At 48.0% G+C, this 14,117-nt stretch carries 12 protein-coding genes; 7 read left to right on the plus strand and 5 right to left on the minus strand.

The genetic code is table 11. From position 1 onward, the window contains the following. Positions 1-23: 23 nt before the first annotated feature. Entirely contained in the window at positions 24-2,288 is a 2,265-nt protein-coding gene (locus tag MHM95_RS03905) for a tetratricopeptide repeat protein (RefSeq protein ID WP_239384308.1), read from the plus strand. Positions 2,289-2,330: 42 nt separating this feature from the next. Here the strand turns inward: MHM95_RS03905 and MHM95_RS03910 are convergent, their stop codons facing one another. After that, positions 2,331-3,827: an arylsulfatase gene (locus tag MHM95_RS03910; protein WP_239384310.1), complete on the minus strand. Its 1,497-nt coding sequence runs from the start codon at positions 3,825-3,827 to the stop codon at positions 2,331-2,333. Between the two features lie 460 nt (positions 3,828-4,287). Between MHM95_RS03910 and MHM95_RS03915 the strand changes: the two genes are divergently transcribed. The 4 genes from MHM95_RS03915 to MHM95_RS03930 all read left to right on the plus strand — a co-directional run bounded on the left by MHM95_RS03915 (position 4,288) and on the right by MHM95_RS03930 (position 8,847). Continuing rightward, positions 4,288-5,778, plus strand: coding sequence for a SulP family inorganic anion transporter (locus MHM95_RS03915; protein ID WP_239384312.1), 1,491 nt, complete (start codon positions 4,288-4,290; stop codon positions 5,776-5,778). Positions 5,779-5,787: 9 nt separating this feature from the next. Beyond that, entirely contained in the window at positions 5,788-6,639 is an 852-nt protein-coding gene (locus tag MHM95_RS03920) for a universal stress protein (protein WP_239384314.1), read from the plus strand. 356 nt (positions 6,640-6,995) lie between these two features. Beyond that, a complete protein-coding gene (locus MHM95_RS03925; RefSeq protein ID WP_022944222.1) occupies positions 6,996-7,163 on the plus strand; it encodes a hypothetical protein in 168 nt (55 codons plus the stop codon). 163 nt (positions 7,164-7,326) lie between these two features. Beyond that, complete coding sequence (locus MHM95_RS03930) at positions 7,327-8,847, plus strand: arylsulfatase (RefSeq protein ID WP_239384316.1); 1,521 nt, start codon at positions 7,327-7,329, stop codon at positions 8,845-8,847. Positions 8,848-8,874: 27 nt separating this feature from the next. Here the strand turns inward: MHM95_RS03930 and MHM95_RS03935 are convergent, their stop codons facing one another. Then, positions 8,875-9,516, minus strand: coding sequence for a thiopurine S-methyltransferase (locus tag MHM95_RS03935; RefSeq protein ID WP_239384318.1), 642 nt, complete (start codon positions 9,514-9,516; stop codon positions 8,875-8,877). Between the two features lie 9 nt (positions 9,517-9,525). Further along, the gene (locus MHM95_RS03940; protein WP_239384320.1) at positions 9,526-10,008 is read right to left on the minus strand and encodes a DUF2938 family protein; all 483 of its coding nucleotides are present in this window, start codon (positions 10,006-10,008) and stop codon (positions 9,526-9,528) included. Between the two features lie 94 nt (positions 10,009-10,102). Between MHM95_RS03940 and MHM95_RS03945 the strand changes: the two genes are divergently transcribed. Continuing rightward, positions 10,103-11,005 (plus strand): LysR family transcriptional regulator, encoded by a 903-nt coding sequence (locus MHM95_RS03945; RefSeq protein WP_239384322.1) that lies wholly within the window; start codon positions 10,103-10,105, stop codon positions 11,003-11,005. 169 nt (positions 11,006-11,174) lie between these two features. Beyond that, entirely contained in the window at positions 11,175-11,774 is a 600-nt protein-coding gene (locus MHM95_RS03950) for an ACP phosphodiesterase (protein ID WP_239384324.1), read from the plus strand. On the opposite strand, the gene MHM95_RS03955 is transcribed toward MHM95_RS03950, so the two are convergent. Both MHM95_RS03955 and MHM95_RS03960 read right to left on the minus strand, forming a co-directional pair. Next, positions 11,761-12,135, minus strand: a complete 375-nt coding sequence (locus tag MHM95_RS03955; protein WP_239384326.1) for a diacylglycerol kinase — start codon at positions 12,133-12,135, stop codon at positions 11,761-11,763. The two genes, MHM95_RS03950 and MHM95_RS03955, sit on opposite strands and share 14 nt — an antisense overlap. A gap of 39 nt (positions 12,136-12,174) precedes the next feature. Beyond that, entirely contained in the window at positions 12,175-14,049 is a 1,875-nt protein-coding gene (locus MHM95_RS03960) for an LTA synthase family protein (protein ID WP_343224295.1), read from the minus strand. Positions 14,050-14,117: the final 68 nt, after the last annotated feature.

Below are 14,117 nucleotides of genomic sequence, written 5' to 3' on the forward strand. Positions count from 1 at the left end.
TTATCAATGTAGTGAATGTAGCAATGGATTTGAGCAAATTAGGCAAATGGAGGATCGTTGGCGTTGCCTTGGTGCTGTTTACTACACTCGCTTTTGCCGACCCTCAGCAGTGCGCCACCTGCCATCAACAACAGGTCATGGATTGGCAGCAATCAGATCATGCCAACGCGATGGCGCTAGCCAGCAAAGAGACCGCCCTAGGGGCATTCGATAACCGCACATTGGCGTTTCAAAACCAACAAGCGATCTTTAAGCAACGCAATGCGCAATTAATTATCTCCATGCCTGACTTACAAGGGCGAATGCGTGATATTGAGGTGACTCACACCTTCGGTCACTTCCCTTTACAACAATACATGTTTGCGTCAGACAATGGCCAACTACAGTTTTTTCCATTCGCTTGGGATAGTCGCCCAAAGGCACAAGGAGGCCAGCGTTGGTTTGTTCTTCACCCTGAACAGCAGCCCCACGACGAATTCCATTACAGCCAAAAAGGGCAAAACTGGAATCATATGTGCGCTGATTGCCACTCCAGTGATTTTGAGAAACGTTATTTAGCAAAACAGCAACAATTCGACTCGCGCTACAGCGCTATTAATGTCGGCTGCGCGTCCTGTCATGGCGATAGTCAGGCGCACTTGGCATGGGCAAAGGGCGACAAAACCATTAACGATAAAGGCTATGAACACACTATCGGTGTAAAAACGCCGCTGTTTAAGCGCCAGCAAGATGGCAGTATGAAAGCGGTCAGTCCACTGCGTCCCAGCTCTCAAGTTGCAGTGTGTGCCACTTGCCATGCACGACGCTCGCAAGTGGCCGACCGCCAAGGTCCGCATAGCTTTATGGACAGTTTTCAACCAGCGCTGCTGGAACCTGAGCTGTACCATGTTGATGGTCAGATATGGGATGAGAACTATGTTTGGGGCTCATTTGTGCAAAGTAAAATGCACCAAGCGGGTGTCACGTGTGCGAACTGTCATAACCCGCACAGTGGCAAATTAACTCTGCCAGGGAATCAAACCTGTACCCAGTGCCATACTGCTGAAGTCTTTGATACCGCCAAACACCATGGCCACAAACACGACACTGAGGGTAGTCAGTGTGTCGATTGCCACATGCCAGCGACTACTTTTATGCAGGTGGATGCACGTCGCGATCACAGTTTTCGCGTACCACGTCCCGATTTAACGGCGAAAACACACGCTCCCAACGCCTGTAACGGTTGCCATCAAGATAAAACGCCGCAATGGGCAACGTCGCACATAAAGCGCTGGCACCCGAACTCAAATTACTTGGGCACGCCGCACTTCTCCGAGGCCTTTTATGCTGCAGACAATGACTTGCCGAGTGCATCCGCCATGCTGACAAAAATAGCGCAGGATAAGAGTTACCCAAATATCGTCCGCGCTTCAGCATTGGCTCGCATGGCAGATCAGCCAGATAGAAATGCCGTAGTCGCAATTGTTCGCGCGGTGCGGGACGACGAGCCTTTAAAACGCCAAGGAGCCATAGCCGGTGCGCGCAACTTTGCCATTGCCGAGCGCTATCGTATGTTACAGCCTTTGCTCACAGATCCTCGCCTGCCCATTCGCGCGGAAGCAGGGCGAGCCTTAGCTGAAATGCTCACGGCTCCCTTTGCGACTCAATTAAGTGATAAGCAGCGTCTTGAGCTTGAAGATGCACTAAAGGACTATCGTCAAATGCAGCATTATCAAGCTGAGCGCGGCTACAGCCATACTAATCTTGGAAACTTGGCACGCTCATTAGGCGAGCATCAGCAGGCTGAGCAACATTACTTAGCTGCCATCGCAGTGGAACCCATTTTTATTCCGGCTTATGTCAATCTGGCCGACCTTTACCGTGCACTATCGCAAGAGCAAAAGGCCCGTACTACGATTAAGCAAGGGCTCAGTGTTAATAAAAATGCCTCTGCGCTGCACTACGCTTTGGCCATGAGCTTAGTGCGCTCAGGACAAAAGCAGCAAGCACTCTCCCATTTAGCGCGCGCAGCACAAAGTGACAATGGTGATTATGTGTATACCTATGCGCTACTTCTGCAAGATAGAGGGCAGCACCAAGAGGCGCTTGTGCAACTAAACAACGCATTTTCACTTACACCAGCCAACCCTGATATCAGCTATAGCTTGATGCAATTGCATGCACAGCAAAAGCAGTATCGCCAAGCCTATCGCTATGCCCAGCAACTGCAGCAATTGCTGCCAGATAACCCGCAGATAGCGGCCATGGTCGAGAAGCTCGCGATGATGCAGCAATTGCAAAACCAGTAACAGCGCAACCAGAGTGAGCAACCTCACTCTGGTTACACGCGCTTAACGGTTATGCGATGCCGATTTCGCCTTTTTAATTGCCTCATTAATATTTAGTGAAGCAGCTTCTTGGCGCGGCGGGAATTTTTCAAAGCTCTTGATGTGTTTGGTCAACAGGGCAATGGCTGGTTGGAATACCCAGCTTTTTTTCATGATTTGGTGAAAGCCTGTCACGCCATCATAATGCTCCATTGGGTCTTTGCGCAGATTAAACAACTTCGGCATGGTATGAGTCACTAAATCTTCGTAGTAGCGGCCACCGGGTTTTGAAGCAAAGTGCATTTTCCATGGGCCAACGCGAATAGCCGTTAGTTGTGATTCATAGTAATAAAAGAAGTGATTGCGCGCAGACTCATTAGCCTCACCACGCCAATAATCCAGATTGTTCTCACCGTCGATATAAACATTGAACTCTTTTTCCATCTCGGTACGTAAATCATCCTCACCGACGGCTGCGGCTATGGTCGGGAACACGTCCTCATGCGAAGAAATACCATTGAGTTTTAAACCAGCGGGAATTTCCTTGGGCCATCGCACTAAAAATGGCACGCGCACTCCCCCCTCCCACGTCGTCATTTTTTCACCTCTGAACTTGGTGGTGCCGGCGTCCGGCCAAGAACTCTGCTCAGGGCCATTGTCGGTGGTGTAAATAACAATTGTATTATCAGCGACTTTCAACTCATCCAGCTTATCCAATAACTGACCAACATGGCCATCATGCTCCAATAAGCCACTGCCAAATACGTCTTCTTCGGAGCTAATATGAGTTGCTAAATGGCGGCTTTCAGGTTTGAGGTGAGTGTAGACATGCATGCGACTGGGGGCATGCCAAATAAAAAACGGTTTATCGGCGGCCACCGCTCGCTCCATAAAATCCAATGATTTGGCTAACACTTCCTCATCAAAGGTTTCCATACGCTTACGCGTCAACGGGCCGGTATCGACAATACGACCATCGGCAAACGCCTCAATCACCCCGCGCGGTCCAAACTTGTTCTTAAACTCTTTGCTTTTTGGGTAATCCTCTTGTTCAGGCTCTTCCGACACATTGAGGTGATAGAGGTTGCCGTAAAACTCATCAAAACCATGGCGAGTGGGTAAGTGCTCGTCCAAGTCACCTAAGTGATTCTTACCATACTGCGCCGTCATATAGCCGCGCTGTTTTAGAAACTCTGCCAAAGTTGGGTCGGCCTCTTTGATCCCTAATGGATTTCCTGGCTGGCCAACCGTCGTTAAGCCTGTGCGTACTGGCAGTTGCCCCATTAAAAAGGCAGCTCGTCCAGCGGTACAACTGGGCTGGGCATAATGGTCGGTAAATAGCGCCCCTTCGTTGGCAATACGGTCAATATTTGGGGTGTTATAGGTCATTCCATGGGAATAAGCACTTAATGAAACTTGCGCCACATCATCCACCATAATGGCAAGCACATTGGGATCATCCTTTGCACTTAAGGTGAAAGTACTTAGCGCTAACACAGCCGCCCCTAGGTATTTTTTCATGATGTTTCCTTACTAACATTTGTACGATTTATTTAATTGCAAATAAAATATAGCAGAACAGGGACAAGCTGCTGGGTGAGAACCGTAATTGATTAAAGTTTCCAACAATAAGTTGATCTGAGCCCATATAGACCGAGCAAAGCTGCTGTTATTAAATGCACACATAATCGCTAGGCGATTGTTTTTCATACGCTAACCATGTAGCCTAAAAAAATAATTAAGTATTTGGAGCGTTATTGTGACATTTACGCCGCCCTAGGCTTTTTCCTTCCTTTTGTGCACTACACTTAGTGCCGCAACCTTTGTTGTGCGCGCAGTATGCGAACACACTCAATAACACAATCATTGTCCATTGGGACAAAGAATAGTTCGTGCCATGTTATCGAGGCTGTGACGCTAAGCTTTTCAGCGTTTGTAGCTTACCCGAGGGCGCCAACTAGTAACGCGTTAGGTTATCTCTATGTTTGAACACGTAAAACAAGACTGGTTTTCTAATATTCGCGGCGATGTGCTTGCTGGAATCGTAGTGGCGCTTGCTCTGGTGCCCGAAGCCATTGCTTTTTCCATTATCGCCGGGGTTGACCCTAAGGTGGGGTTATACGCCTCTTTCTGTATCGCCGTGGTAATCGCCTTTGTTGGTGGTCGTCCGGGGATGATTTCGGCAGCCACCGGCGCCATGGCGCTGCTGATGGTCACACTCGTCAAAGAGCACGGCTTAGAGTATTTACTGGCCGCGACCTTACTCACTGGGGTACTGCAAATCATTGCTGGCGCACTGCGCCTCGGTGAGCTAATGCGGTTCGTTTCTCGTTCGGTGGTCACCGGCTTCGTCAACGCCTTGGCGATATTGATATTTATGGCACAACTGCCGGAGCTCACTAATGTCACCTGGCATGTGTATGCGATGACCGCTGCCGGCTTAGCTATTATCTATTTATTCCCCTATGTCCCTGTGGTCGGCAAAGTGATCCCCTCACCACTGGTATGCATCGTATCGATGACCATTGTTGCCATGGTTCTGGGCTTAGATATTCGCACTGTCGGTGATATGGGTGAGCTGCCAGACACCCTCCCGGTATTTTTGTGGCCGGATGTGCCTTTGAACCTTGAGACCCTTAGTATTATCTTTCCCTACTCTGTCGGCCTTGCCGTGGTGGGCTTACTGGAATCGATGATGACCGCCACTATCGTCGACGATTTGACCGATACCCCAAGCGATCGTAACCGCGAGTGTAAAGGCCAAGGTATAGCCAATATTGGAGCTGGCTTGTTCGGCGGTATGGCCGGGTGTGCCATGATTGGGCAATCTATTATCAATGTTAAATCCGGTGGCCGTGGTCGGCTTTCTACTTTTGTTGCTGGCAGCTTTTTATTGATCATGGTGGTGTTTCTCGATCAATGGCTAAAACAAATCCCCATGGCGGCGTTGGTGGCAGTGATGATTATGGTGTCGATTGGTACTTTCTCGTGGTCGTCTATTCGCGACTTACGCGCCCATCCATTATCGACTAATGTAGTGATGATCAGCACCGTTATCGTGGTCGTTGCCACCCATAACCTCGCCTTGGGAGTGCTCGTTGGGGTGTTACTCGCCACGCTGTTTTTCGCCAATCGTATTGGTCGCTTTATGGCGGTTACAACAAGCCATAATGAACAGCAGCACAGCGTTACCTACACCGTCAAAGGCCAAGTCTTTTTTGCCTCGGCAGAGCAATTTATTGCTGCTTTTGACTTTAAAGAAGCGGCCCCCAAAGTGATTATTGATTTAACTCATGCTCACTTTTGGGATGTGACAGCCGTGGCTGCGTTAGATAAGGTAGTCATAAAATATCGCCGTGAAGGCGCAGAGGTCAGTGTTATCGGAATGAACGAAGCCACCGAAACCGTAGTAGACAAATTTGGCGTTCACAACGACCCCAAAGAAGTGGATAAGCTCATGGGCGGACATTAGGAGCATACTATGAAGAAAATAATTACCTGCGTGGATGGCTCAGCAATCACCCAAGCGGTCACTGACGCCGCTATATGGTCAGCAAATAAACTGCAACACCCGCTGTGTTTTTTACACACCATTGAGCGCCAACAGCAACACGGCGCGGACGACCTTAGCGGTGCAATCGGTCTCGGAGCTCGCTCATCGTTACTCAATGAGATGACAGAGCTCGATGAAAAGCGCGGCAAAATGGCGTTGGAGTTGGGGCAGCAGCTACTCGAAGATTTGGCCACACAAGCCAAACAGGCTAACGTTGAGCAAGTAGAAACGCGCCAGCGCCATGGCGATGTGGTCGAGGCCATTATTGACCTCAGTGACATGTCACGGTTAATTGTTATCGGCCGCTGTGGTGAAAACCATGAAAATAATTTCAAAGCATTGGGCTCACACATTGAGACCTTGCTACGCCAGGCCAGCGCGCCAGTGCTATTGGTGCCAAAGCAGTTCTCAGCACCAAAGTCATTTATGATTGCCTATGATGGCCGCGCCACCGCCGACAAGGCACTGCAAAAGGTTATCGACGGGGGCCTTTTACATGGCATCCCCTGCCACTTAGTGGCGGTAAAAAATAAAGAACGTGACTTAGCACCAAAGCTGAAGCTAGCCACGCAGCGTTTGCAAGAGCAAGGGTTTGATGTCAAAGCTGAGCTGCTTGAAGGCCCTATTTACGACTCGCTGACGGCCTATAAGCAAGCCAATGATATCGAGTTGATGGTTATGGGCGCCTTCGCGCACTCGAAACTGCGGCAACTTTTTGTTGGCAGCAATACCCTACGGATGCTGGAAACCTTAGATATCCCGCTGGTGGTGTTACGTTAAACATACTTAAAGCCCGCTAGGCGCTTTGCGGCGCGGGCTTTGCCTTCAATATTTGCAAAGTAAGGGATTATTTACTTGCTTTGCACAATCAACTGCCTTATAGTAGCCGCTTGTTTGCATTATCTCACCAAGCAAACCCGACACCACAGTGTCATCGTGATGCCTTTCCTTGATCCAGTCAGTTCCATCGCCACAATACAAGCCTTAAAAGTCTGACCAGAGATTTATAAGCTCAATGCCTTTATCTGTTGCAAGTAAAAGCCAGAGCCTGCTCCGTGTGAACAACGCGGCCATTTCCAGACGATAATAAGGCTTATTTTTTGCGCCCAAGGCGCCCAAATAAAAAGAGTTTTATTATGTCCTATTTATATCAAAATCAGCGTATTGATATTGCGCTACCTATCCATGCTATTTCCGTGAACAAACATGCGATGGCGATTCGCCACCATCAAGGAAAAAGCTACATTGAGTTTGCCAACAAAGCCGATATGCAAGGTTTTATGCATTGGCTCTCAAGCCAGTGATCAAGTGTGCGGTGCACCCAAGCGCCGCGCCTCTGTTATTTCACATAATTTGACCTCAATCATCTTACTTACCATTTATACTATAAATTCTCGGTGGCCTGCTTGATTAATTTTTAGGTACTAGCTATACCTAGTTGAGTTTAATCACGAACAAGGAACCAAGATGCTTCGCCTCGCTGTTTTTATATTACTTTTGCCCTGTTTCTCTGCCTTTTCCGCTGACAAACCCAACATTCTAGTGATTTGGGGTGACGACGTGGGTATGTGGAATATTAGCGCTTACCATCGCGGTATGATGGGAGGCAGTACGCCTAACATTGACAGCATAGCCAATGACGGCATGATGTTTATGGACCATTATGCCCAAGCGTCATGCACTGCCGGACGCGCAGCCTTTATCACAGGCCAATACCCAATGCGCACGGGACTAAGTACCGTTGGCTTGCCTGGGGCGAAAGAAGGGATCCAAGAAAGTGATCCAACACTGGCAACCTTACTCAAAGCTCAAGGTTATACCACCGGTCAATTTGGCAAAAACCATTTAGGTGATCGCGATGAGCATCTGCCCACCAATCACGGGTTTGACGAGTTCTTTGGCATCCTTTATCACCTTAATGCCGGTGAGTATCTGGAGCAGCAAGATTACCCTCAAGACCCTCAAGTCCAAGAACGCCTAGGCTTAAAAATGCGTGGCGTAATTCACTCCAAAGCGCTGGAAAACGGCGGTCAACGCATCCAAGACTTAGGTCCATTTGGGCAAGAGCGACAGCGTAACCTAGATCAAGAAGTATTAGTTGAGTCAAAACGCTTTATTCGTGAAGCAGTTAAACAAGATAAGCCATTTTTCGTTTGGCATAACACTACCCGCATGCACTATCGCACTAACCTTAACGACCATTACCAGGGTCGCAGTGGCTATGGATTATATGCCGATGGCATGATGGAAATGGACGACGATGTCGGTGAGCTTTTAAACTTACTTGATGAACTTAAGGTCGCCGATAACACCATAGTTATGTTTTCGACCGATAATGGTGCTGCATCTAATTCGTGGCCAGATGGCGGTAATCAGCCCTTTCATGGCGAGAAGGGCGTTGGTGGTTGGGAAGGCGGCTTTCGCGTGCCATTGGTCGTAAAATGGCCGGGCAAAATTCCCGCAGGCGTGAGCACTGGCGAATTCATGACCATGGAAGACTGGCTGCCCACCCTTATGGCATGGACTGGCAATAGCAATATTAAACAGCAGTTACTGCAGGGCAAAGAAGTCGCCGGACGCTCATATAAAGTACACTTAGACGGTTATGACCAAAGCGAATTGCTGCTCAATAACGGGAAAACCAAACGAAAAGACTTTTACTATTTCACCGAGACCACTTTTCATGGCCTTCGCCATGGCGACTGGAAGCTACTATTCACTGAGCAAGAGCATTGGTTCCGCTCACCACAACAGGCGCTCACCACCCCCTATATTACTAATTTGAAGCAAGATCCTTTTGAGCGTTTCCACGAAGCACGGGGCTATGACGAATGGGCCGAAAACCGCAGTTGGATCCTTGGCCCAGCAGCGAAGCAAATAGCTGAATTTGTCGCTACTTTTAAAAAGTTTCCGCCTTCGCAGAAGAGTATGTCAGTACAAGTTACTGATATTAGTGAGCAGATCAGTAATCAATCAATGGGGCGCTAATCACAGATGGCAGGGTATGCGCCCTGCCTAGCCTGCAATGCTGAGATGCCAGGTACTATTAAACGCCGGGGTAAACCCTTTTATGCCCTCGGGCATGGCTGCTCGGTTAAGGCAATCAAGGCGATAATGGTCACCATAGAGTTGCTGTAATTCATCTGCTGGAACCGATTGCGGTGTGCTTTGCGGCTCGGGTTGAGGATACTCCACAGTGACCACAAGCTGCTGCGCCTGAGGGCACAGCTCTTTTAATTTGGCGCTGTAACGCATGCGCAGGGGCGCATCTAAAGCAACCAGTGCGCCGCGATCGTAGATAGCCGTCACTCCCTCTAATTGTGCCCGTTCAAGCGCAAACACATCACCCACATACACGCAGAGGTTGCCCGCCTGATAACACCGGTGTTCACCCTGCTGAGTGGTATCTGGGGTGAGCTGAAGCGCTTGAAACAACGCCTGCACGGCGTCTTCACTGAGCTCCACCGCAACCACAGCGTGCCCTTGTTGCAACAGCCACTGCATATCAATACTTTTACCACACAATGGCACAAACACCCGCGCGCCTGGAGTCAGTGCTAGGGTGGGGAAAAACGCCACTAGGTTGCTATTAGGCTCTTGTTGATCAAAGCCAATATCCCCTTGCTGCCAACGTTGTAACCAATATTCAGGATTCATAATACACTCTCAATTACTCACAATTAGACTGCCAATGTGTAGGCCGACACCAAAAATACCATGGCTCAGCATGCTTTTACCCCGTGCCAGCCAGGGCTTGGGGGTGTGGCGCGCGGCTAAGCCTGCGCCCATGCCCGGCTGCATTACAAAAAATGCAAACACCACCGTGGCTAAGGCGTAGGCGATAGCAATCATTAGACTGGGTGGGCGCTGCAGCCACTGCAACATAAGAAAATACCCTAAGGCAAAGAGTATTCCAATAGCGTAATGCACGCTCCAGCCCAATGCACATTCACCACGATGCCCTGGTTGTTGCGCAACATGGCGTTGCACCATGCCCTGCCCGGGCATTTGCAGTAGCCAGCGCCCGAGCACACACAAGCGCAATGAAGGCACTTGCAGGGTCGATTTTAATAGCCATGCCCAGGCATCAAGTAACGCAGTGGCGATCACTCCGACAATAAGCGCCGATAACAACATGTCTGTATTCATGTGCGACTCCCAAAAGATATTGGCAGTAGCATATTCAATTTCACTAATAACCTATACACTGAAATAAACAACTTTAAATTTCATCTATGAAATCATGCTTGATGATATTCGTGTATTTGTTCATATTGCTCAACAAGGCGGACTAGGCGCCGCCGCTCAGGTTTTATCGCTGCCACCGGCCACGGTTACCCGGCGTTTACAACGCTTAGAGCAGCACCTTAATTGCAAACTACTAAACCGCAGTGCTCGTCATTGCCAACTGACGCAACAAGGCGAGGTTTACTACCATGCCTATGTCGATTTGGTGGCACAATTTGAGCACACTGAGCACCGTCTTAACGAGGCCAACGCCTCGCTAACGGGACAACTAAAAGTATTGGCGCCGATGAACTTCAGCCACGGTTTTTTAAAGCCGTTTTGGCTGCATTTTACCCGCACCTATCCACAAATTGCTCTACAGTTGGAGCTCAGCAATGATAAGCAGGATATGGTCAACACCCAAGCGGATATGGCAATACGCATTGGGCCCCAACACGATAGCGCGTTTATGCAACAACGCTTAGGTGAAAGTGACACCTTACTGGTCGCCAGCCCTGAATTTATGCAACGGCAAAACTGTGAGGAGGTAAACACTTTAGAGCAGCTGCGTACCTTGCCTTTAATTGGCACTACGCTGCGTAAAAGCTGGCAATTAACGCACTTACCCTCGAAACGCCGCCATAAGTTTGTGCCGCGTTTTATGCATCAATTTAACGATACCAGCTTTGTAAAGTATTTGGCTTGTGATGGCCAGGGCGCAGCGCTGCTACCCCGCTTTGAAATTATCAATGAGCTACAGCGCAATGAACTAAAATGCATCGCCCCAAATTGGCGCTCTGAGCCGCGTACAATTTATGCACTATGGTCCAGTGGCCGATTACTCAGCCGTCGTGCCCAGCTATTAAAACAGCAACTAAATGAGTTTATTGCCACGCATTTACCATCCGACAATGGCTGATCGTTGGCTGCAACGCAGGCATCCAGTCACGCTCGTTTCACTCGTACAGAGTATAAAATGTGAATAAACGGAGACGAGTTTGAAATTAGTTCTTGTATTCAAAAGTTGTTCGCCATGCCTTGCTCATGCTTTACACTAAATGCATGTAGCCTGCGAACACTTAGCTGTCATGAATTACCTCGCGCATTTATTTTTGGCCCAAAACACAGCGGATTCCCACTTTGGTAATCTGCTTGGCGACTTTCGCCGTGGTGTTAGTACCGAGCAATTGCCTCGGCCTGTGTATTTGGGATTAAAAAATCATTTATTAGTGGATAAGTTCACCGATAACAATGAGCAGGTTAGGCAAGCCAAGCAGTTGTTTTCACCTCAGCGCCGCCGCTTTGCCGGGGTGGCGTTAGATGTGTTGTTCGATCACTTTCTCATTCGCCATTGGTCGCGCTTCAGTAGCACGGAGTTTGCTAACTTTCGCAATCACGCCTACACACTGCTACTAAGGCGTCAGTCGCATATGCCCCAAGCCATGCAACAGGTTGTTGCGCGTATGAGCGACCAAGACTGGTTTAGCACCTATGCCCACTTAGACGGGGTGGCTTTGGCGCTGGATAATATTGCCAAACGTATCCGCTTTAACAATGAGTTTGCTGGCAGCATTAACGATATTGAGCAACATTTTGAGCAGTTTGAGGCGGTGTTTTTACACTTTTTCCCGCTGTTGCTCGCTCACGTCAAACGTCATAGCGTCGAAGCCAGCTCTAAAACGCAGTAATGACAGCTACCCAAACGAGCGCATAGATGATTAATGCCACGAGTACAGCGGCTGACCCTAAATCTTTTGCCCGTCCAGATAAAGGATGAATATCTAACCCTACTCTATCGACGACCACTTCAATTGCGGTATTTAATATTTCAGCAAACATCACAAAAAGTGTAGCCCCAATCACAGCTATCCATTGATATATACCGGCTTGTAACACACCAAGCGCGACTAACGATACGAGTAGTAATGTCACCTCTTGCTTAAATGCTGATTCGTTTTTTATTAACCAAGAAAGAGCCCTTAACGAGTGTCGCAATGCGAAGACAATTCGCTTGAACCCTTTTGGCTTTTTGGTGTTGTCAAAGCGCATAGTCAACCCTCTCTCGTTTTATCATGGTGTGGTAATTCATTACTTAGGTTGTGGCAGTTGATATAAGCGCTTTTGATACGCCATCGTGCTATACAAGGCATGGGCCAACGCTTTATTTTTCAAAGTGACCAACTTATTGCCCGTTGATAACGATGTTTGCGTTTTTGATGCTTTGTTATAAGACCAATAACTAGCCCTTTGACCAGGCATTAATACCACCGCTTTATCATTCTCTAAGTATGCAAAGTTGTCGTAATACTGCATCAGCGCTCTTTCCACTGGATAATGCTTTGTAAGATCAAACCCAGTCATAGGCGTTGCTGCTTCAATACCTGCTAAGGATAGTAAAGTCACTGGCAAGTCTATTTGACTGACAAGCCGATCATCTTGAATGCCGTCAAAAGGAGAATTGAGAATAACGCCGGGAATATGAAAGGATTTAATTGGCACTGGCTCACGCCCATACACCCTAACATCATGATCTGCAACGATAAGAAACACAGTATCCTGCCAATATTCACTGTGTTTTGCACGCTCAATGAATTGACCAAGCGCCATATCGGCATATTTTATAGCCAAATCTCGCTTAACATGTTCATTGGTACCGACCGCATCGAGGACGACTTTATTCTCTGGAATATCAAAGGGGTCATGATTACTAGAAGTAAAAATAAGACTAAAAAAAGGTCGTTGCTGCTGCGCTAAATAAGAGAGTTCTTTATCTGCTTGAATAAATAAATCTTCGTCACTGACCCCCCAAGAGGACGTAAACTGAGGCTCGGCAATATCATTCATATCGACAATATCCTGAAACCCATTCCCTAGAAAGAAGCTTTTCATATTATCGAAGTGACTCTCGCCACCATAAATGAACTGTGTCATATAACCGTGCCTAGCAAGCAGCTGAGCAATGGTAAAGAATTGCTTCTGGGACTTTGATAGCTTCACCACTGAACGTGAAGGCGATGGTAAAAAGCCACTAATAACCGCCTCAATGCCTCGCACCGAGCGCGTGCCCGTTGCATAAAGGCTATGAAATCCCCATCCTTGAGCGTATAAATTATCTAGTTGTGGGGTTAATCCTTTACCACCCAAGGCGCCAACAAACCGCGCTCCCAGACTTTCCTCTAAAATAATAACCACGTTTTTACTTTGACCTTGGTGGTAAGGAGCATTAACCGTGAGTGTAGGGATATGCTCATCGCCCATTGAGGAACGAAAAGTGGATGACTTCATTATCTTAACAACCTGCTCCTCAGCCATCGCCCCGTACAAGGTCTGCGCGCTGCGTTCCGAGGCCATATTTTTGGCTGCAAAAACCACACTGTATGACGAGTTCAAAATGAGTGAATTCACTAAAGCGTCTTGAGAGAAATAAACTAGTGCAGGGTTTAAAGGACGATGTGCAAACGTACCTCGAGCTAAAACCGCCAGCGTAACTATCGTGACTAAGACTGCGAATACGCTGAAGCGACGAGACTGATGTTGGCAATAAGGACGTGGTATATAACGGATTGTAGCAATGGCGAAAATCAAGGCCAGAATGAGTGAGATTGCTGCCGCGAGAAAGTGCCCATTAGCAAGCATGGATAGAACCTCTTTGGGGTATTGCACATATTCTATGAATAATCGATTTGGTCGAACGTCATACTGCAAGATAAATGCTGGTGTTGCGGCTTCGACCAACACAATTGTCGCAATAGTAAGTGCCGCATAAGCCTTTAATAAAATAAATAAAACGTATTTCAATTTGCGTGGTGCCATCAAGTACACCACATTGATGATTAATAGTGGCAGAGCTATATAAGCAATACTGCTCAGGTCAATACGCACACCACCTAGCAATACCAACCCCCACTGACCTACTTCCAAGCGCTCATGTTGCCAGAGCATTAAACCGAGCCGAGTAGCCACAAAAATTACTGCTAAAGTAGTTACGAATAAAATAAAGGGGGCAAATTGCCGTATGTATAATTTGAGCA

The sequence above is a fragment of the Pseudoalteromonas sp. CnMc7-15 genome (genome assembly GCF_022347925.1).
GTDB classification, from domain to species: Bacteria; Pseudomonadota; Gammaproteobacteria; order Enterobacterales; family Alteromonadaceae; genus Pseudoalteromonas; species Pseudoalteromonas ruthenica.